General features: G+C 26.7%; 18 protein-coding genes. 12 read left to right on the top strand and 6 right to left on the bottom strand.

The annotated features are described in order from the left end of the window. Positions 1-3: 3 nt before the first annotated feature. Positions 4-4410 (bottom strand): translocation/assembly module TamB domain-containing protein, encoded by a 4407-nt coding sequence (locus tag OLM55_RS09435; RefSeq protein ID WP_264558652.1) that lies wholly within the window; start codon positions 4408-4410, stop codon positions 4-6. A 190-nt stretch (positions 4411-4600) separates the two neighbouring features. On the opposite strand from OLM55_RS09435, the gene tsaD reads away from it, so the two are divergent. From tsaD to OLM55_RS09380, 12 genes are all read left to right on the top strand, one after another. Then, positions 4601-5623, top strand: coding sequence for a tRNA (adenosine(37)-N6)-threonylcarbamoyltransferase complex transferase subunit TsaD (tsaD, locus tag OLM55_RS09430; RefSeq protein ID WP_264558651.1), 1023 nt, complete (start codon positions 4601-4603; stop codon positions 5621-5623). A gap of 5 nt (positions 5624-5628) precedes the next feature. Next, positions 5629-6336, top strand: a complete 708-nt coding sequence (locus OLM55_RS09425; protein WP_264558650.1) for a 16S rRNA (uracil(1498)-N(3))-methyltransferase — start codon at positions 5629-5631, stop codon at positions 6334-6336. After that, positions 6326-6973 (top strand): DUF4159 domain-containing protein, encoded by a 648-nt coding sequence (locus OLM55_RS09420; protein ID WP_264558649.1) that lies wholly within the window; start codon positions 6326-6328, stop codon positions 6971-6973. The genes OLM55_RS09425 and OLM55_RS09420 overlap by 11 nt, the downstream gene beginning before the upstream one ends. An 11-nt stretch (positions 6974-6984) precedes the next feature. Then, on the top strand, positions 6985-7491 hold the full coding sequence (locus tag OLM55_RS09415; protein ID WP_264558648.1) for a TrmH family RNA methyltransferase: 507 nt from the start codon (positions 6985-6987) through the stop codon (positions 7489-7491). Between the two features lie 20 nt (positions 7492-7511). Further along, the gene (locus tag OLM55_RS13260; RefSeq protein WP_319800092.1) at positions 7512-7835 is read left to right on the top strand and encodes an AI-2E family transporter; all 324 of its coding nucleotides are present in this window, start codon (positions 7512-7514) and stop codon (positions 7833-7835) included. 151 nt (positions 7836-7986) lie between these two features. Beyond that, on the top strand, positions 7987-8601 hold the full coding sequence (locus OLM55_RS09410; protein WP_413614311.1) for an AI-2E family transporter: 615 nt from the start codon (positions 7987-7989) through the stop codon (positions 8599-8601). A gap of 1 nt (position 8602) precedes the next feature. Next, a complete protein-coding gene (locus tag OLM55_RS09405; protein WP_264558647.1) occupies positions 8603-9781 on the top strand; it encodes a THUMP-like domain-containing protein in 1179 nt (392 codons plus the stop codon). Positions 9782-9783: 2 nt separating this feature from the next. After that, positions 9784-10350, top strand: coding sequence for a hypothetical protein (locus OLM55_RS09400; RefSeq protein ID WP_264558646.1), 567 nt, complete (start codon positions 9784-9786; stop codon positions 10348-10350). A 260-nt stretch (positions 10351-10610) separates the two neighbouring features. Further along, the gene (locus tag OLM55_RS09395) at positions 10611-11921 is read left to right on the top strand and encodes a site-specific integrase (protein ID WP_264558645.1); all 1311 of its coding nucleotides are present in this window, start codon (positions 10611-10613) and stop codon (positions 11919-11921) included. Then, a complete protein-coding gene (locus tag OLM55_RS09390; protein ID WP_264558644.1) occupies positions 11922-12932 on the top strand; it encodes a hypothetical protein in 1011 nt (336 codons plus the stop codon). Positions 12933-13019: 87 nt separating this feature from the next. Continuing rightward, positions 13020-13307 (top strand): helix-turn-helix domain-containing protein, encoded by a 288-nt coding sequence (locus OLM55_RS09385; RefSeq protein WP_264558643.1) that lies wholly within the window; start codon positions 13020-13022, stop codon positions 13305-13307. Between the two features lie 79 nt (positions 13308-13386). Then, positions 13387-16173 (top strand): CHC2 zinc finger domain-containing protein, encoded by a 2787-nt coding sequence (locus OLM55_RS09380; protein ID WP_264558642.1) that lies wholly within the window; start codon positions 13387-13389, stop codon positions 16171-16173. Between the two features lie 232 nt (positions 16174-16405). Here OLM55_RS09380 and OLM55_RS09375 read toward each other — a convergent pair whose 3' ends face one another. The 5 genes from OLM55_RS09375 to OLM55_RS09355 all read right to left on the bottom strand — a co-directional run bounded on the left by OLM55_RS09375 (position 16406) and on the right by OLM55_RS09355 (position 21067). After that, positions 16406-16732 (bottom strand): hypothetical protein, encoded by a 327-nt coding sequence (locus OLM55_RS09375; protein ID WP_264558641.1) that lies wholly within the window; start codon positions 16730-16732, stop codon positions 16406-16408. 150 nt (positions 16733-16882) lie between these two features. After that, positions 16883-19027 carry a hypothetical protein gene (locus OLM55_RS09370; RefSeq protein WP_264558640.1) on the bottom strand — a complete coding sequence of 715 codons (2145 nt, stop codon included), beginning with the start codon at positions 19025-19027 and terminating at the stop codon, positions 16883-16885. 244 nt (positions 19028-19271) lie between these two features. Next, entirely contained in the window at positions 19272-19799 is a 528-nt protein-coding gene (locus tag OLM55_RS09365; RefSeq protein WP_264558639.1) for a DnaJ domain-containing protein, read from the bottom strand. Then, positions 19799-19996 carry a hypothetical protein gene (locus OLM55_RS09360; RefSeq protein ID WP_264558638.1) on the bottom strand — a complete coding sequence of 66 codons (198 nt, stop codon included), beginning with the start codon at positions 19994-19996 and terminating at the stop codon, positions 19799-19801. Before OLM55_RS09360 ends, OLM55_RS09365 begins: the two co-directional genes overlap by 1 nt. Positions 19997-20209: 213 nt before the next feature. Next, complete coding sequence (locus OLM55_RS09355) at positions 20210-21067, bottom strand: tetratricopeptide repeat protein (protein WP_264558637.1); 858 nt, start codon at positions 21065-21067, stop codon at positions 20210-20212. Between the last annotated feature and the right edge of the window lie 149 nt (positions 21068-21216).

The raw sequence follows: 21216 nt of genomic DNA, 5'->3' as shown, positions 1-21216 counted from the left end.
CAACTACTCAATCTCAGGAACTTTTAATGGTTCCTTTTCTTTTTCAGCTTCAGGAATAGGTTTTTTTCTTGTTTCTTGTGTCCAATTCATATAATCAGGAGAAAGTTCAGAGTCTGAAGATTGATTTGAAGAATTAGAATCAGAATTAGTTTGCTTATCTTTCTTTTTAAATATTTTTTTTAACATTTCACCAAATGTATCAAAATCTATACTATAGGTTAATCCAATTCCTTGTGTGTAACCAATATTTCCTCCAATATTATAATTTAAATCATTTTCACGATTAAAAACATGAGCTTGAAGTGTACCATCTTCGTTAAGCTTCATCTGAATTTCAAGATTTCCTACCAAAACAGATTGAGAGACACCACCTACAGGAACTCCTACTTTTCCATTAATTGAAATTTTATCATTAATTTGAGTGTTTAATGTAACACCTACTCTGTCTGATATTTGATTAACTCTATCTCCTTGACTGTAATCTAACCCAAATTTAAGCATACTATCTTCATCAGCAAAAATATCGCTTAAAATAGCACTTACACGTTCAAACAAAGGACCATAAGCAACATTACCAGCATTTTCGGCAGTCATAAAAGAGCCTGTTGAAAGTAAAGCCATTGCTTGAGTTTGTCTTGTATCTTTATTTTGTAATCGATAATCTATTTCGCTCTTTAGAACCGAACTTACATTAGGGAAATCAATATTAAAATCGGGTTCTGGATTACTTATTGTTCCATTTAAAAGAATAGAAACATTTGTAATTACTTTTTTATTAAAAGTTGCGCTTTCTAATAATAATGCAGGATTAGCTTCTGTAGTATAAATCGCTTCTAAATCTAAGTTTGCACCTAAAGGTTCACCTTCCCAGCGAATAGTTCCTCCTTTTTTAACATTAAATTTTTTATCTATTAAACCTCCATATTTAAAATTATACTCCCCTTCTTCAACAATAAAATCTCCGTACATGAGGAATTTACCTAAAGTGTTAATTTCAATATGCATTGAGCCATAGCCACTTCCGTTCATTGAATGTCCTGAATCTCTATCTAAAATAATTTCAATATTAGCATTTGTATCTACATCAAAATCTAGTTCTAGTTCTATTCCTTGATATTTATTCTTTTCAATTGCTTTTTCTCCTTTTAAACTGTATTTATCTTTTGCTTTTACAAAATTTAAAAAAGAATTATCTCCCATTGACTCTGAATCGCTCACTGGGATTTTTATTTCGGTTCCTTTTTCTGAAGCACCATTAACTTTAATAACAAGAGCATTTGTTGGTCCTTTTACCGATGCAAAACCATTCATAAATGCAGTACCAAAATAATAAGCATCTTCACTATCTTTAGTATCTAAGGCTAGTAAATTATTTGATTTAATTTCTAAATCTATTTCCCAATCGGCAAAAACATCATGTCTTACATTACCATGTAAAACACCTTTTGTTTTATGCTTAGTATCAGTAATTTCAATATTTCTAAAAATAAATTGATGTTCAGTAACATCTATAATTGCATTTTTTTCAAAGTCATAATTTACATTTAAATAAGGAACTTTAACTCCTGAATTATTTAAATATAAACGACCATCTATTTCAGGATCAATTAAAGAACCACCTATTGTAGCTTTACCGGTTGCATTTCCTCTCACATCAGATAAAATTGAACTTAGTAAAGGTCCGAAAGCACTTATGTCAAACTTATCAAATCCAGCTTCTAAATTAAGTTCCGTTTCTTTTTCAAAATAATTTAAATCACCTTGTAAAGTAAAACGTTCATCTTCATCTTGCTTTAATTTTGAATCAATAAAAAACTTATTAAAATCTTTATTTCCTTTAATGTTAAAATCTAAATTTCCTAAAGCAATATTGTTTATTTGTAAATTATCAATTGTAAGCTGAGATTCTGGTTTATATATTGTGTTGTTTTGTACATATTTAATCATTCCGTTTAAGTTTCCATCAAACTTTAAACTATCAACAGAAGGCGTAATTTTATTGATATCAATATCTTTAAATGTTAAATTAAAATCTTTGTAAGTTGAATCTTTTAGCTTTCCATAAAAGTTCATTTTTTGGTTATTATGTGACAAAGTAAAGTTTCGGAAATCAAAATTGGATAATTTTTTATCAAAAACAATTTTGTTTTCTTTTTCTTCATTTTCATTTATAAACCAAATATAATCTTTGAAATTAAGTTCTGATTTTTTGAAACCTACAACCGAATTTTTATTTTCGTCAATAGTATGATAAAGGTTTAAATCAAATTTATCATCGCTTTTTTTTCCACCTTTAAACTCAGTTCTTACAAATAATGTGTCATTCATTGTTACATTAATAAGGCTGAAATCGGCAATTTTATAATTCTTATTTCTAATAGAATCCATTTCTATATAAGTGTTGTATAAAGGATTCTTATTATCTATATCGATTTTTATATTATTAAAATAATTTTCAAAAGCAATAACTTCTGGAGCATTGAAATCAAATTCAAACTTTCCTTCATCAGCATTAATTTTACCTTTAAACTTTGTGTTTTCGGAAATTGAAACATCTGGAATAAATATATCAATAATTTTATTGTAAATTGAAAATTCAAAATCTAAGTATTGACCCGATTTTAGTTCATTTGGAGTATAGTTTGCATATAAACTACCAACAGCATTTTCTAGTATCTTTTTAACTTCATCAATTTTATATTTACCAACTACTTTTCCTGTAATTATATCTGGCGAATTAACAGTAATTGTTCTTACCTTATCATTATCAAAGCTTGATGTTAGTTGAAATTCATCAAAAACATAATGTTCTTTTGTATTTAAATAAGAAGCGCCATTTACATTTAAAACACCTTCCAAATCATCAAAAGTATTTCCTTTTGCATCTAAAGTTACATTCCCTTTAAATATTGATATGGTGTCAATTGTTGAAAAATGTAATGCAGCTAAATCAATATAATCAATTTGAGTTTTAAAATTGTAGTTTTTAACTTTCGAACTTAAATCGACTAATCCGTTAAAATCTAAACGTAAATTTGGATCATTACTATTTAAATATCCTTTAAAATAAGGCATTTTCATAGTTCCATCCACTTCAATATTTGAATAATTGTATTTGTTATAGTACAATTTATCTATTTTTCCTTTAATTTTAGTGTTTAAATATTTTGTGTTGAATCCTTTTCCATCAACATCAACTTGTAAAGTCGCAGCACCTAAATCGTTTTGATTTAAGAAATTTCCAACATTAAAATTCTCTAATTCAATATGTCCTTGATAAGAAGCATTGTCAATATTATCAATATTTTGAAGCGATAAATCTGCATCAATGGCTCCCAGAAAAGAAGTTAAATATACTTTCGAATTTATATATGTACTTGTAAGCTCAACATTTCCGTTTAAGTCAATGTTTCCAAGTTTTATTAAGTTAGAAGGTAAGTTATCGCCTAAAATTCGAGGTAAAATGTGATTTAACTTCTCATAACTTGATGATAAATTGTCAAAATTTCCTTTAATGTAAAACGATTGTGTCTTATCAAAAAGATATTTAAACGTAACGTTTCCGGTAATTTCTGAATGATATTTATCTGTTAATTTTAAATTATGAGTTGTAAAATTATTTAAGGTACCTAAAAGATGTGTGTCAATAAAAAACTTATTGTCCTTACCAAATTCATTATAAAAATAATTTAAATCGTTTGAAGCAATTATGGCTTTATCAAATTCAGCGTCAAAAACAACTTTATTATTAAAGTCAGAAAAATCTTCTCTCTTATATTTTAACTCAACTCTACCAATCATTTCAGATTCTTGAGTTGTAGCATTTAGGTTTTCTAATAATATGTTAGATTTTGTATAAGTAAATTTCGATTTTAAGTTTTCAACAAAAAGACCTCTGTAATCTTTAAATGAAAGTTTATTAATGTTCGTATAAACATTTGGCCCTTTAATATAAAAGTCTTCAATTAAACCATTTAACTGACTAAAATCAATTATTTTAGGAGTTTCTAAATTATTATCCGTGTACCTAAATCTACTTCTAAAAATAGTCATTGAAGAAGCTTTCATTCTAAATCTACCAGAAGAAGGTGAACCATCATCAAAAGCATCAATAAATCGATCTAAATTGGTGTCTTTTTCACCTTTATACTGAGTTAACTTACAATCTAAACCATCAAGAACAACATCGCCTAAGTAAGGATGACCACTATCATAAAGTTTCTTAAAATCTAAAATTGAACTATTTAACCTATCAATATAAAAAAGAGTATCTTTATGATGATCTCTAACAAGAATATTTCCTAATTTAACAGTACCAAATGGGGTAATTGTTAAATTTTTAATAGTTATATCTGTTCCATATGCTTTATTTAATTCATTTGTAGCATATTTACCAAAATAAGTTTGCACAAATGGCAACGACAAAACGATACTCAGAAGAAGTAGTAAAATTAAAATTCCGACAATAATTCGGAGGAATATTTTTTTAAATTTTTTGATACTCTATTTTATTTTAAATTTGTGCTTTGGTAATTGAACAAAAATAAGGTTTTTTGTACGATACTAAATAACTTTTAAGTCAAATTTCGTGCCTTTTTATATGAATAACAATAAAATTTACACTTTAGCCATTGAAAGTTCTTGCGATGATACATCTGCAGCGGTTTTATTAAACGATAAAGTGCTCTCAAATGTTGTTGCAGGTCAACCTATTCATGAACAATATGGGGGTGTAGTTCCAGAACTTGCTTCAAGAGCACATCAGCAAAATATTGTCCCAGTGGTTGATGTTGCTTTAAAAAAAGCAGGCATTACTAAAGAACAATTAAATTGTATTGCTTTTACTCAAGGTCCAGGATTAATGGGTTCGTTGCTTGTTGGTGGTTCTTTTGCAAAATCTATGAGCATGGCATTAGAAATTCCACTAATTGCAATTAACCACATGAAAGCCCATATTTTAGCCCATTTTATTGACGAAGAAGGTTATGATAAACCAGAATTTCCATTTTTAGCATTAACCATAAGTGGCGGACATACTCAAATTGTTCAAGTGAATAGTTTTTTTGATATGAAAATTATTGGAGAAACTACTGATGATGCTGTGGGTGAAGCTTTTGATAAAAGCGCAAAGATACTTGGACTTCCTTATCCAGGAGGACCATTAATTGATAAATATGCAAATGAAGGAAATCCAAAAGCTTTTCCCTTTACTAAACCAAAAGTAGACGGTTTGAATTTTAGCTTTAGCGGATTAAAAACTCAAATTTTATATTTTGTTCAAAAACAAGTTAAAGAAAACCCAAATTTTATTGAAGAAAATAGAAATGATATTTGTGCTTCTATTCAACATACAATTATCAATATTTTAATGGATAAATTAACAAAAGCTGTTGAGGAAACGGGAATTAATAGAATTGCAATTGGCGGTGGAGTTTCAGCTAATTCTGGTATAAGAAAAACATTGAAAGAAGCAGAAAATAAATACGGTTGGAAAACACATATTCCAAAATTTGAATACACAACTGACAACGCTGCAATGATAGGAATTGTAGGCTATTATAATTATCTTGAACAAAATTTTAGCGAAGCAAATGTAGTTTCAAAAGCACGAATTGAATTTTAATTATTATGCAACTATTTTATAATTCTGAATTAAAACAAAACGATACTATTTTTACTTTCGATAAAGAAGAAAGCAAACATATTATTAAGGTTTTACGAAAAAAAGAAGGTAATAACATTCATATTACCAATGGATTAGGATTTCTTTTTATATCTGAAATTACCATTGCTTCTGAAAGAAAATGTGAAGTTCAAATTAAAGAAACTCAGTTTTTTGAACCCAATAATTACAATTTACATATTGCTGTTGCGCCAACAAAAAATAATGATAGAATTGAATGGTTTTTAGAAAAAGCTACCGAAATTGGCATCAACGAAATTACACCTATTATTTGCGATCATTCTGAACGAAAAGTATATAAAAAAGATCGTGGTGAGAAAATTATTCAAGCCGCAATGAAACAATCTTTACATTTTTATATTCCAATACTTAACGAACCTATTTCGTATTCAGAATTTATTAAAAAAGAGTTTTCTGCTCATAAATTCATAGCTCATTGCGAAGAAACAGAAAGAAAATCGTTTAAAAATGAAATTCAACCAAAACAAGATATTCTTATTTTAATTGGTCCGGAAGGCGATTTTTCAACAAAAGAAATTAACTTAGCTATTCAAAATAAGTACAAACCGGTAACTTTAGGAACTACAAGATTACGAACAGAAACCGCTGCATTAGTGGCATGTCATACAACTGCTCTCATAAATGAAGAATAAATTTTATCTTTTTATAACTTTACTTTTTGTACACACGTTTTTGTTTGCACAGGATATCGCTGTTGTAAAATATTCTGGCGGCGGAGATTGGTATGCAAATCCAACTTCATTACCTAATTTGGTTAAGTTTTGCAATCAAAACATCAATACTAAAATTAGTACTAAAATTGCAACTGTTGAAGTAGGAAGTGCTGAAATTTTCTCTTATCCATTTGTTCACATGACAGGTCATGGAAACGTTGTTTTTAGTCCAAATGATGTCCAAAACTTGAAAAATTACTTGAATTCTGGTGGTTTTTTGCATATTGACGATAATTATGGAATGGATGAATACATTCGAAAAGAGATAAAAAAAGTCTTTCCAAACGAAGAATTAAAGGAAATTCCAATATCGCACGAAATTTTTCAAAAACCTTATAATTTTCCAAACGGATTACCAAAAATTCACGAACACGACAATCTACGTCCGCAAGCATTTGGAATTTTTGTAAATAATCGATTGGTTTTACTTTATACTTTTCAATGCGATTTAGGCGACGGTTGGGAAGACACTGAAGTGCACAACGACCCTATTGAAATAAGAGAAAAAGCTCTAAAAATGGGCGCAAATATTATTAATTACGTATTTAATAATTAGAAAATAAAAAATTGGAACAATTAAATCATTATAACACCGATTTTAAAGAGCAAAAGTTTCCTATAACCGTTGTTTGTGATGAAGTTTATTTTCAACAAAACATAGGAAGTATTTTTAGAATTTGTGATGCTTTTGGAGTTGAAAGTATCATTTTTATTGGAGAACATTTTATACTTTCTGAAAGAAAAGTAAATAAAACTTCGCGAAATACACATAAAACAATTCCTTTTGAAATTATTAGAGAAAAAAACGAACTAATTCGTAAACTTCAAAATAAAGATTTTCAAATTATTGCATTGGAAATTACAGATTCAAGCACTCCAATTGATAAGATTGAAATTACAAACAAACCTATTATTTTAATTATAGGAAGCGAAATATATGGTGTTTCAAAAGAGTTATTAGCACTAGCGAACATAACTACTCATATTGCTATGTTTGGGAAAAACAGCAGTATGAATGTTGCCAATTCATTGTCAATTTCACTTTACGAGATTGTAAAACAGCTTTCATTATAATATTTTACTTATTTTTGAAAATGAATTCAAACGAACTAACTAAGGGGCTTTTAAAAACTATTGCAATAATATTCGTAATATTATTAACTTGTTTTTTAATTTATAAGATTTCTGCCGTTTTAATTTATGTTATTATTTCAATTGTTTTTACCCTAATTGCAAATCCAATAGTCCTATTTCTAAAAAACAAATTAAAGTTTAAAAACACACTCGCAGTTATTACCACATTATTTTTATTTTTAGCATTAATTACTGGCTTTTTCTTAATGTTTGTTCCGTTAATTATTGATCAAGGAGAGAACTTATCATTATTGAATATTAATTCTTTAGAAAAAAAACTATGAAGATGTAATTAACAACTTAACTGTATATTTAGCTAATTATAATATAGACGTTCTAAAAATTATAGAATCTACAAACATTACATCATCTTTAAATTTTAAGTTAATTCCCGAGTTCTTCAACAGCTTTATTAATACACTTGGAAATGTTGGTATGGGAGTTGCATCTGTCTTTTTTATTTCTTTTTTCTTATTGAAAGATAGAGCTCGTTTTTTTGATACTTTTAAAACTATTCTTCCAAAAAATCAAAAAAATCAAGTTTTAACTTCCATAGATAAAATTACACATTTATTATCAAGATATTTTATTGGTTTATTACTTCAATTATTAATCATTTTTATTCTAAACGGACTTGTTTTTATCATTTTTGGAGTTTCAAATGCTTTTACAATCGCACTTTTATGTGCCATTTTAAATATCATTCCCTATGTAGGTCCATTAATTGGTATGTTTGCTGCAGCAATTTTAATTCTTATTAGCGGTATAAGTGGTGATTTTATTAATGATGCTATACCTACTACAATATATGTTCTTATAGGTATGTTTATTGTTCAATTAATAGATAATAACATTAATCAACCAATAATTTTTTCTAAAAGTACAAAATCACATCCTCTAGAAATATTTTTAGTAATCATAATCTCTGGAGTATTATTTGGGATTGTAGGAATGATTTTAGCAATACCTACTTATACTGTCTTAAAAGTTATAGGAAAGAGTTTTTTTCCTGAAAATCTTATTATCAAGATATTAACGAAAAACATATAAATTGAATTTTAAACAATTACTTTCATCCAAAATTCAAGAATTTATCAATTCCAATTTAGATACTGACGTTACACGACTAGCGTTATCTAAAAATCCGTTTCCAGAAATTGAATACACTTCAATAATTAACCAAATTAAAGCAAAACAAAAGTCAAAAGAAAAGCTTCCTCTTTGGTATACCACATCAAATATTATCTTTCCTTCGAATATCTCGGTCGAACAAACTTCATCTGAAGTAACAGCTAAATACAAATTAGAAATTGTTTCTGGAGATACATTAATAGATTTAAGTGGCGGATTTGGTATAGATGATTATTATTTTTCTAAGAAAATAAAATCGGTAACACATTGTGAAATTAATTCAGAATTATCTAAAATAGTTGCTTATAATTTTAATGTACTTAATGCTATCAATATTAAATGTATTAATCAAAATAGCACCGATTATTTAAAAGAAAGTAATGACTTTTTTGATTGGATTTATATAGATCCGTCAAGAAGAAATGAAAAAAAAGGAAAAGTATTTATGTTTGAAGATTGTGAACCAAATGTTCCTGATTTACTGACTTTATATTTTTCAAAATCAAACAATATTCTTATAAAAACTGCACCACTACTCGATTTACAAGCTGGTATTGAAGAGCTGAAACACGTAAAAAAAATACATATAGTTGCAGTGCAAAATGAAGTAAAAGAATTACTCTGGGAAATAACAAAAGGTTATGAAGGTATAGTAAAAATAGTTTCTGTGAATATTGAAAAAGATAAACAAACTTTTGTAGAAACAATTCATCAAAAAGAATATAATGTTGAATTTTCTTTACCTTTAAAATATGTTTACGAACCTAATGCTTCTATACTAAAATCGGGTTCGTTTGATGCTATTTCTCAAATTTATGATTGTCAAAAATTACACAAAAACTCACATCTATATACTTCAAATACTTTAATTGAGTTTCCCGGAAGAAGATTTATAATTGAAAACATCATTACTTTACAAAAGAGTGAAGTAAAAGAACATCTTATTGGAAAAAAAATGAATATTTCAACCAGAAATTTTCCTATTAAAGTAGAAGAATTAAAAAAGAAATACAAAATAAAAGATGGTGGTACGACTTTTGCATTTTTCACCACAAATATTGAAAACAAAAAAATAGCTTTAATTTGCAAAAAAATTTAAATATGAAATACTTATTATTTATACTATTAGCAGGAACATTTTCATTTGCACAAAATAAAAACTGCAAATATGATTTTGAAGAAAAAACCGACTCAACTCTTGTAAAAGTTTTACCAGAAAAATTAATTTATGAAAGAGTTTATGGAAACTCTAAAGAAATGATTCATTTTGTTTTAATAAATAATAATGGAGTACCTACATTAAACTTACAATTCATACAAACAAGTAAAGATTTCATTCCTGCAAATTGTTTAGATAAAACGTCAAGAATTGTTTTTCAACTAACAAATGGAAAAATTGTAACCTTAGTAAGCAATACTGATGAAGTTTGTAATACGCTTATTTACAATGAAAAAGAAAAAACCAATATTAGAATACTTGATGGGTATTTTTTATTTGTAAATAGTAATTATGATGATTTAAAAAAATATCCAATTAATTTAATGCGCATTCAATTTACAAATGGTGCAAAAGATTTTGTTATTCAAAAAGAAATTAAATCGGAATTATTAAATCAAACTTTCTTTCCAGAAAATATATTTATAGACTTTTTAAATTGTGTAGAATAAAGAACTATTAAAAAAAGTTACATGTCCAAACAACAAAACTAAATAAAACAAAAAAGCCTTGCAAATGCAAGGCTTTTTTTGTGATCGCGCCAGAATCATAAAGGACTTAATCATAAAAAACAAAAAAGCACCTTAAAGCCTTTTAAATTAACACTTAACGAATTATTTAAAAAATAATAATTAAGTATAATTATTGATTATTAAGATAAATTAACTAATTTTCGGCAAAATATCGGCTAAAATAATTACAAAATATCATTATGAAAGTACGTTTTTTCGTTACAAAACCTAAATCTCAAAGATGTAGTATTTACGTACGATTCTGGGATAGCAACAGAATTGATTTAAAAACAAGAACAGGTTTAACCGTAAATTTTTTAGATTGGAGTAAAATTAAAGAAGAAGTAAAACATACCTCTATAGCTTCAGATAAAGATTACTCTAATAAAAAATTACGAGAATTGAAAAATTATATTTTAGAAGAGTATAATATTGATTATAATTCAAATAATGAAATAAATAGTAGTTGGCTTAAAAATAAAGTAAATGATTTTTTTGATAGAAAACCGAATGACGAACTTCATAAAGTATATTTTTATAATTGGGTAAAAAAATATATCGATGATGCTCCAACAAGAACCTCAAAAGGTAAAGCAATTTCTCCTACTAGAATTAATAGATATACAGTTGTAATGAATAAAATTGAAGTATATCAAAATTATTCAAATAGAAAATTACGATTTAAAGATATAGACATGGTATTCTATAATGATTTTTTAAAATATTTTAGGACAATTGAAAAACTTACAGATAATACAATAGGAAGTTATATTAGTATTATTAAATTTTGGTGTAAAAATATAGAACTAGAAGGTTTACCAATTAACAATTATTATAAGCATTCTGATTTTGCTGCAACTTCAAACAAAACTAAAGATGTTTACTTAAATGAAGATGAAATTTATAAAATCTATACAACAGATTTTTCACATTCAGAAAAATATGATAATGTAAGAGATAATTTTATTATAGGATTAAGGACTGGCTTACGTATAAGTGATTTTTTAAATAAACTAAAAGTAATTAATATCAAAGGTGATTACATAGAAATAGAAACTACTAAAACCGAACACAATGTTGTCATTCCAATGCATCCTCAAGTAAAAGAAATTTTAGAAAAACGTAATGGAGAGTTACCGCGTAAAATTTCTGATGCAAAATTTAATCTATATGTCAAAGAAGTTTGTAAAGAAGCTGGTATTACCGAAAAAGTTGAAGGTGCTAAAATGGAAAATAAAAAAGAGGATACTGATTATTTTGAAAATGGATTTGAAATTAAAAATAAAAACAGAAAAGAGTATGGTTTATATTCAAAATATGAATTGATAACTTCACATGTTTGCAGAAGGTCATTTGCTACAAATCTTTATGGAAAATTACCTAATTTAAACATTATGGCCATAACAGGACATAAAACAGAAACACAATTCTTAAAATATATTAAAATAACACCTAAAGAGCATGCATTGAAACTAAAAGAGCTTTGGACAAAACAAGAAATACTAGAATAGATGAATAATGATTTTTTTACAAAAATAGAGCCAGAAGAACGTAATTATAAATTAATTGAAAATGAAAATATTTATAATAAGTTAACTGATATTGAAAAGCATAAATATGTTGTTCAGTTAGGTTTATATGTACATGTTCCTCATTTATATGTTAAAAAAATAGTTTATCCTCATATAAATCCAGAATCAATATATGCAAAAACATCAAGAGTTGAGAATAAATTTGAAATAGGAGATGAATTTGTTTTAGATTATAAGTATTATCAATTAAATCCTAAAGTGTTAAATGATTTATTTAAAAAAATTTATGATTATATAGAATTTGTTTCTGATCATAAATTAAATAATTTCATAATTAGTTTCAATCATATATTAGAATTAAACATAAGTAATAAAGAGAAAATTAAACTTTATAAAAAGAAAAGAAATAAAATAGTTTCTAAGTATGATAAGTTCCTAAAAAATAAAGAAGAATTCATTATAGCTTTTTTTGATTATGAGGAATTTGGATTTTCTTCATTAAGGGAAAGCATAATCTTTTCATTAAAAGAACATTTTGATGATATAGAAATTTATATTACCACCCACTCTTTTAATAAATCAGTAGTTTTTCAAGAATTAAAAAAAGCATACTCATTTAAAAAAATAATTCAATATTGTAATGTTCAAATTAATGAGTTGAGTAACAAAAAAGAATTAACTAATGAAAAAGAAATAATTTTTAAAAATGAAGGAGAAGGTTTTTATATTTATATAACTAAAATTTATCCTTCAAAAAAAGACACGGCCTTTTATAGTTATCTTTTTCATTTTTTGCAGGAAAAAGATATGACATTATTACCTCGAAGCAAGGATAGTAAAAAGTATAGAGAGTTTATTTTAAATAATACAGATTTAAAAAGTTTTAGTAGGGTGCAAATTATGAATAGTAATAATTTATATACTAAAGACGACATGTTCGATTTTTTTAATGAACAACTAATTAAATATTACTCAGAAAAAAATGAGTAACATTTGAGTAATTCTGAGTAATTACATGAGATTAAACTTAATTAGTTTTGGCATAAGAAAATTAAAAAAAAATAAAACAAATTTCTTATGAACAAAAAAATTATTCAAATTGAAAGTATCAGCACTGATCTTTTAAAGCAGTTATTAAACGAAGGTGTAACTGAAGCGTTAAAGAATTTTAATAATGTAGGAGCTTCTGAAGAAGACAATATATTATTAAGCAGAAATGAAACTGCAAAACTTTTAGATATAAGTCTAGTGACACTTTGGAAGTGGACTCAAAAAGACTTAATACAAGCTTATCGCATAGGAAAAAAAGTAAAATATAAGAAAAAAGATGTTTTAGATTCACTTCAAAAGATGAATAAATTTTAATAAAACCTCTTTAATAATAACACAAAACCATTACAATCTGCAAATTGTAATGGCTTAGTTAACTTTAATATCTTATACCATGCAAAGCAAAAATATTCTTACCAAAGATATAATATTATCTAAAACCAACCAATTACAAATTATTCTACATTTTTTAAAACTTAAAGAAATTCCTAGAGCAAATATCTCTAGTCCATTTACTAAAGATAATAATCCCTCTTTTAAAATTAATTCAAAAGAAGAAACCTATCATTGTTTTAGTACAGGAAAACACGGAGATGCTTTTTCTTTAGTTGCAGAATTATATAATTTAGATTGTAAAAATAATTTTAACCAGGTTCTTAGAATTATTCAAGATGACATGTTTATTAATAACGATAACTCCTTTCCTATTGTTAAGAAGAAACCAATTCAAGATAATAATTCTATTGAAGAAACTCCATTTGAAATTGATGATATTTCAAAAATATCATTTACGGATAAGCATTTAGAATTTTGGAATAAATTTGGTGTTTCAATAAAATTATTAGAAAATTACAAAGTTTCAGCAATATGTGAATATTCATTTTTTAGTAAAGCGAAAAACAAAAAATTAACTTTTAAAATTAAAGAAAATGAAATTGCTTTTTGTTATGAAATTAATGGAAGACATGAAATTTACGTGCCCAAACAACCATCACTTAAAAAGTCATTTTGTAATGGTTTACTAGCAGATGATATTTTTGGATTTGAGCAAATTAGAAACTCAAAAGTTGATCACTTAATCATTTGTGCAGGTAAGAAAGACACACTTGTCGCAATCTCAAAAGGATTTAATGCAATTTGTTTTAGAAGCGAAACACATACTTTAACTAAAACTCAAATCAAATTAATTCAATATGTTTCTAATCAACTACTTATATGTTATGATAATGATACTGGTGGAGTAAATGGAGTTGAAAAAATAACATCAACTTTTCCAGAAATCATTAATATTAAACTACCAGAAAAATATAATGACTTATCAGATTACTTTCTTGAAAATACAACAAGCAACTTTCAAACAATTATAGATAAAGTTATAAATAAGCCTGAAGTATCAAATGAAAAATACAAGAATATTAATCTACCACAAGATATTGATGAGCCTATAAGTAACTTTATTGACGATATTGAAAAGTATAATTTGTTTATGGCTAAGAATCAAATATGGATTGGTAACAATAATTCAAAAGACAAACATTTTAAATCAGTTTCTAATTTTTCAATGGAAATTATTCAGCATATGATTGATGAAAAGGTTCCAATGAAACTAATTCGAATAATTAATATTTTTAATCATGAACACATTTTTGATGTACCTTCTGATAGATTGAACACTCCGATGAAACTTGATGAAATTATAACATCTTATGGAAATTACCAATGGAAAGGTTCTCCTAAAGATTTTCAGCAGCTTCGCTCCTATTTATTTGATAAAATGGGTAATGGAAAAAAAATTGATTGTTTGGGTTGGCAAAACGATTACAAATTTTGGGTTTGGAACAACCATATAAATCTGTGTAATGGAAATAGTTTAGAAATTGATTCTAATGGTATATTTAGTTATAATAAAACATCTTTCTATATACCATCAGCAAATAAAATTTACAAAAATAACTTGTTCAAATATGAACCACAGAAAAATTTTAGAATATTAGAAGCTGAAACTACTTTAGAATCATATTTGATTAAACTATTAACAGTTCATAGAAACCATGCAATTACAGCAACTCTATTTACATTTAGTTCTTTATTTCAAGACATCGTTGTAAAAGAAATTAATGGCTTTCCGATACTATTTCTTCAAGGAAAAGCCTCATCTGGAAAAGATCAACTTTCTCTCTGTTGTCAAAGTTTTTATGGCACACCTCAAGCGTCAATTAATGTTGAAGCAGGTGTTTCAACTGCAAAAGCTCATATTCGAGAATTTGCCCAGTTTACAAATGGAATATGTCAATTTTCTGAATATAAAAATGGGGATAAACAATTAGATGGTATATTAAAAGGAATATGGGATAGAAATGGATATAAAAGAGGTAAAATTGAAAGTAGTGTTGCTACTGAGAGCGTTCCTATTTTATCATCACTAATTTTAACTAGTAATTACTATCCAGACGACGAACCTTTAATAACAAGGTTGCTATGGCTTGATATGAATAAAAATGAGTTTACTACAGAAGAAATAAATAGCTATAATGAATTGTCAGATATAACATCAAAAGGAATTAGTTCATTTGGAAATGAGATACTTAATTATAGAGAACTTTTTAAGCATAATTTTAAAGAATTATATCGAAAAAATAAAGAATATCTTTCTGATTTAGTACAAAAAGCACCAAGTAGAATTTCTACTAATTATGCAATTCTAATGGCTACATTTGAAATTCTAAGTAAAAAAATACATTTCCCATTTACTTATAATGAAATGCTTCAACACTTTGTTAAAAGTATTGAATTTCAGTTAAATAAAATTTCTTCAAGTAGTATAACAAATAAATGGTGGGATTGTTTTCTTACTATTATTCAAACAACAAATGAAAATAGATTAGAAATTAATAAACATTATAGAATTGAAGAAAATAAACTTCACTTTAACTTTACTAATACTTATTCAAGAATTCAACGACAATGGTATGTTCAATATAAAGAATCAATTCCTAATAAGTCTATTATTCAAGAAGCATTAAAAAAAGATAAATCATTTATAGAAACTAAAGCTAGTTATAGGTTTTCAACTGGTAAAGACGGAATTAATACTTCTGCTTATGTTATTGATGTTAACTTTACAAATGTTTCAGATGAAATTAAAAACGTGATTGAAACATTATCTTGTTTAATTTATTAATCTTTTATATTCAAACTAATCAAACAATAATGTATTTACTTAAAAATCAATATATTAATAAATAGTATTTATATAAATAACTGTTGGATAGTGTATGAAGGTGTTGGAAGCTAAAAAGGTATTTCCAACACTTTCTACATTAAAATATTAATAAAATCTTGATTTACAAGTGTTTAGAAGTGTTGGAGTCTTATAAGTGATTATTATGATAACAATAGCAAAAGAAAAAACGCTAGTCCCTATATTTTAGTGACTTTATTTTTTTATAAGCTATGCCTAGCAATGCTTTTATATTACTTTTAACAACATCAGAATTATCCACATCCAATCTATAAACAATTTCATCCAAAAGGGATTCACTTTCTAATCTATATTTTTTTTTAAGTTTATTATAAGCTATGCTAAATTCTACTATAACATTATTTAATTGGATAATTTCACCATAAAATTCGACACTAATAACTTCATCAGCCTCAATTTTTATCTTTTCGGTAATTTCACCAAAATGATTTAACATTTGAATATTACAAAATCTATCATTCTCTCTTACAACTTTCAAATTGATATAAATTTTATTTAATTTTTAATAATAATAGAATATATTAATGACAGCTTTTTTATTTCCGTATTTTAAATAATTATGTCTAAACTAGAGAAACAAAATTTAATAATATAGGCATATCACTTTGCAGATTGGCGAAGTGGGCTGTTAGCGTTTCGGGCTTTGATCAACTTTTTCTAATGTATTTGTAAATTCTTCCATTTTACTTAATGATGATTTGATATCTAGAAAATAAGTTGAAAACTCAATATTCGGTTTTAACATATCATAAGTTAATGTTCTTCTCGTGAGTGAATTGAAGAGCAGGTCATAAACTTCATTTTTTAGACCTAAATAATCAATTAGAAATTGCGAGGTTAATTTTTTTTCTGGCCATAAATGGAATTCTCCTTTATCTGTTCTAATTTCTCCTTTATTTATCATGTTTGTTATTTCATGAATGTTTCTAACAGCATATTTAAATATGTTTCCATTAAATAGACGATTACTTAATATTATTGCTCCGTGAATATTTGTTATTTCACCGATATTTTTTTTTGTTTTTTGTTCAATCTTTTTAATTAGGTTTCCTTCGTCAAAATCTTGCTTTATTAAATCTATTTGCTTTTCAGCTTTTTTTATGTAGTCAAAAGTTGTTCTTAAGTCAAATATACTAACTGGAAGCAAGGATTGTTTGCATTCAAAAACAAATAAAACTTTATCATAAACTGCAACAACATCTATATCTGTTGTACCTAAATTAATCTCCGTGTAACATTCTATACCAGCTTTTTTTAAAGATAAAATTAATGCGTTAACTAAAGGGTCAACTGTGCCATCGCTCAAAAGTTCTTTATTATTACGTTTATACTCTGAAGCATATGCATTTCGAATCGAATTTGAATGTGTGAATACGGAAAGTGGGATTATAAAATTCTTTTCAAAGTATAGAATTGGATGATATTGTAAGTCAAAAATGTAATCCATTCCAGGATCCCAACAAACCAAATCTAAAAAATCCTCAATTTTTTCTATTGGAAATACTTTTTGTAAAAGATTGTATAAATCTTCTTCTGTAAAGCTCGGAATTAGAGAACGTAATAAAATATCTGTTTTTATTTTCTCTATTTTAAAAATTCCTTTTGCAAAAAATAAATAAAAAATTATGAAAACACGTTGAATTTTTAGAAACTCTCCAAGAGTTAAATTCTTTTTTAAATTAATTTTTTCAAGGTCTTCAAAAGTTAACAGTTGTTCTTTAAATGTTGACGATAGGTAAATAATTTCTTCTTCAAACAGTGTGTTAGGTAGAATAAAATTTTCAATTAGTTTTTCAAAAAGCGGTTCAGGCATTTTAACGCGGTATCTTTCGTACCCAAAATCATTTGCTAATTCAAAAAAATCAAAATCTATTTTATCACTCAAATCATCAACTAATTTTTGGAAAGATAATGCATCAAAGGTTTCAATTTTATCAGTCATTTTCTGTAAATCTGTTCTTATATATCCCAAACGAATTGCTTTTTCGAAATTTTCATGGGGGGGGGTAATTAAAAGTTTATCATTTTCTAAAATGCAAGAATAATTAAAATGGTCAATTAAAATTTCAAATTCTCTAAAATCCAAATTATAACACGCAGATATTATTAGCTTTGGAAATTCATTGCTTTTTAAGAATTCTTCTGAAACAAATTGTGTATTAATATTTTGATTTTTAATGCGATTTGTGTAAAAATAAATTAGATAAGAAACAGCAGATGATATTTCTTCTTTTGTTCTCCCTGTTATTTCAGATATTACGCCTTTATCTTCTGGATAATAATCAGAAATAAATAAATAATCTACAGAAGCTAATAAAGTTTTAATGAATGACTCTTTAGAGTATTTTTTTTCAAATGCTTTGATTTCTAAAAGTATCACTTTGTCTATTGCTTGATAAAAATTGTAAACGGATGAAAAATTTATGACTGAATTGAGATATTCTTTTTCTTCTGAAAAAAAGTTATTTTCTTCGCATTTTTCGAGAATTACTGTAGCTACATTTTTTATTAAACACTTACCATTGGTATATTTAGAATACCTAAATATACCTTTCTTTTTAATGAAGTCAAAAAAATTAGCTAATTGTAAATGAATACATACGATAGAGATATTTGTTGAGCTTAAAAAGTCTCCAGCAAATAGCGCATCTTCAAATTTAGTCAATAATTGTTTCTCACTTTTTTTTGACAAAGCATTGAACTTTCCATTTTCTATATCTTCAATAAGAATTTTTGATTTTACTTTTCTAAAATTGATACTTAAAATATCCATTTACGTTGATTTTTAGTATTCTGCGATAGCCTGACCGCTAACGTTTTGCGGCTTCGCTAAGGTGGCGATTTTTACCACAAATGTGTCTGCGGAGCACTTAACCCGCCATTGAGCCAAACGCCTGTTACCTGCTGGCGTTCTTGTCATTTTATCTAATGTTAGTTATTCTGAATGATTTAAGAATTGTTGCGAAGTCCGACTTACAGTAATTACAAAAATCATAGTTGTTTTTATTCTCATATAACTAATTATTACAAGCACGAACTAAAAGGAAGATTAGATTTATTACGACAACCCAAATTACAAGTTGAATAATTCCATTCATACATCCATTTGCAGCGGCTTTTGTTACACCTTTAAAATCCTTAATTGTTTGAATGGCCAAATCCACAGCTTGTTTTTTTGCATTTTCCATCCATTTAGCGAGTATATCATCTTCGACTTTATAATCTTGATATTCATATTCCCTTTTAGAATGCTGTTGTTGCTTTTGCCAATCTCTATTTTCGGATTTTTCTTGTTTATTTTCTTTTTCTCGCTTCTCTTCTTTAAATTGTTTAAACTTATCATATTCTATGTCGTAACGTGCTCTTGCTTCCTTGTCTTTTAAAATTAAATACGCTTCGTTTATTTCTTGCATACGCAATGTCGTGTCCGTTCCTTGATTTCTATCAGGGTGCCATTTAATTGCTTGCTCTCTAAATGCTTTCTTTATTTCTTCGTCAGAAGCATTTTGAGGTATGTCAAGAAGCTTATAATAGTCTTTAAACATTATGATTTATCTAGTTCTTGATTTTTGTTGTTATCATTTGGTTCTTCTGGATTGTATTTCCAAACTCCGTAAATTATAGCAAACCCAATAATGTTTTTCACAATAATTGGAATGCCAATTTCTTTAGCTGCGGTCATAAAGACTATTACCACAAGAATGACAACAATTTTGATTGTCCATAAAATACCTTTACTCATTTTCTTTGTTTTTAATTTTATTGCTTACTCTGGTCGGTTTTCAGCTTCCCCGTTTTGTCTGCTGTCGCTCTACGCTTGCAGTTAACGGTTGGGCTATGAGTAGTTGCGTGATTTAGCACTTAACTTAGCAAGTACACACCAAACTGAAAATCCGCGAGGATTTTCAGAAGTATGCGAGAACAAGCAATTACTTATAGCCATTGTTGTGCATAGTTATTTTTTATTCCAGTTCTGTTCAAATTGGTCGATATATTGCAAATATCTTTTGTCTTTAGTTGAGTACTTTCTGGTTAATTCAGCCCATTCATCAAATTTCTTTTTATTCTTGAGTTTGAAATAAGCTTGAGCCATATTAACTGACATTTCACTTTTTCCAAAATCATTATCGGACATCTTAATTCCTTTTCGATAAGTTTTTTCTGCGTCTTCCACTTTATTTAAACCTAAATACGAATAACCTAATTCTCTAAAAAAGTAGTAGTTTTTAGGGTTGTTTTCAATTGCTTTTTCCAAAATTGGAATTGCTTTTTCGAATTGTCCTAAATGATTGTAGGCATATGCTAATTCAAATTCAAGTCCATCAAAATGAGGCTCAATTTCATAAGCTTTTAACAAAGGTTTTAGAGCTTGTTCACAAGCACCAACGTGGTTGTAGTGATAGCCTTCTTGTTTTAAATAGTCCACTTTTTCAGAGCCTTCTTTATAAATCGATAACCATTCAGGCTCTTTAGGTAAATTCAGCGCAGAAATTTGATTGTCGGTCAAAACAGAAACCAAACTTGTATTTGGTTCCAGTCGATATTTCATAAATCCAACTGTTGAATCACGTTTTATATTTATTAGCTTTTGCTCTTTTATTTGAAATTTAGTTTCGTAATTAAAGGTGAAACCTGCTTGATTATCTAAATAAATGAATCCATAAGCGTAAGTTGAATCCGTATCTTTTTTTGGAAATGCAACCCATTTGTCGACTGCGTCAAAATATTTGGTGTCAAATTTTAATTCAGTCAATTCATTTTGTGAAAATCCAATATTTGAAATCAATATCAGAGCTAAAATTGTTATTCTCATAGTTTTTTTCATAATTATGCACAACTTGTTTATATATATAATAAAATCATACAAATCAATTTGATTTTATCTGTATATGTATGAATTTACACATACAATTATACGAATAATAAAACATATATAAATGTGGGAAACCGTAATTTATTATA

The sequence above is a fragment of the Flavobacterium sp. N2270 genome (assembly GCF_025947225.1).
Taxonomy (GTDB): domain Bacteria; phylum Bacteroidota; class Bacteroidia; order Flavobacteriales; family Flavobacteriaceae; genus Flavobacterium.
Note: the sequence above shows the minus strand (reverse complement) of the source record. Positions and strands in the feature narration are given on the sequence as shown.

Coding starts and splice junctions, on each gene's coding strand:
- OLM55_RS09420 (WP_264558649.1), top strand. CDS start 6,326: ATGAAGAATAAATTTTATCTTTTTATAACTTTACTTTTTGTACACACG.
- OLM55_RS09410 (WP_413614311.1), top strand. CDS start 7,987: ATGGGAGTTGCATCTGTCTTTTTTATTTCTTTTTTCTTATTGAAAGAT.
- OLM55_RS09370 (WP_264558640.1), bottom strand. CDS start 19,027: ATGGATATTTTAAGTATCAATTTTAGAAAAGTAAAATCAAAAATTCTT.
- OLM55_RS09355 (WP_264558637.1), bottom strand. CDS start 21,067: ATGAGAATAACAATTTTAGCTCTGATATTGATTTCAAATATTGGATTT.
- OLM55_RS09385 (WP_264558643.1), top strand. CDS start 13,020: ATGAACAAAAAAATTATTCAAATTGAAAGTATCAGCACTGATCTTTTA.
- OLM55_RS09395 (WP_264558645.1), top strand. CDS start 10,611: ATGAAAGTACGTTTTTTCGTTACAAAACCTAAATCTCAAAGATGTAGT.
- OLM55_RS09425 (WP_264558650.1), top strand. CDS start 5,629: ATGCAACTATTTTATAATTCTGAATTAAAACAAAACGATACTATTTTT.
- OLM55_RS09360 (WP_264558638.1), bottom strand. CDS start 19,996: ATGAGTAAAGGTATTTTATGGACAATCAAAATTGTTGTCATTCTTGTG.
- OLM55_RS13260 (WP_319800092.1), top strand. CDS start 7,512: ATGAATTCAAACGAACTAACTAAGGGGCTTTTAAAAACTATTGCAATA.
- OLM55_RS09390 (WP_264558644.1), top strand. CDS start 11,922: ATGAATAATGATTTTTTTACAAAAATAGAGCCAGAAGAACGTAATTAT.
- OLM55_RS09400 (WP_264558646.1), top strand. CDS start 9,784: ATGAAATACTTATTATTTATACTATTAGCAGGAACATTTTCATTTGCA.
- OLM55_RS09380 (WP_264558642.1), top strand. CDS start 13,387: ATGCAAAGCAAAAATATTCTTACCAAAGATATAATATTATCTAAAACC.
- OLM55_RS09365 (WP_264558639.1), bottom strand. CDS start 19,799: ATGTTTAAAGACTATTATAAGCTTCTTGACATACCTCAAAATGCTTCT.
- tsaD (WP_264558651.1), top strand. CDS start 4,601: ATGAATAACAATAAAATTTACACTTTAGCCATTGAAAGTTCTTGCGAT.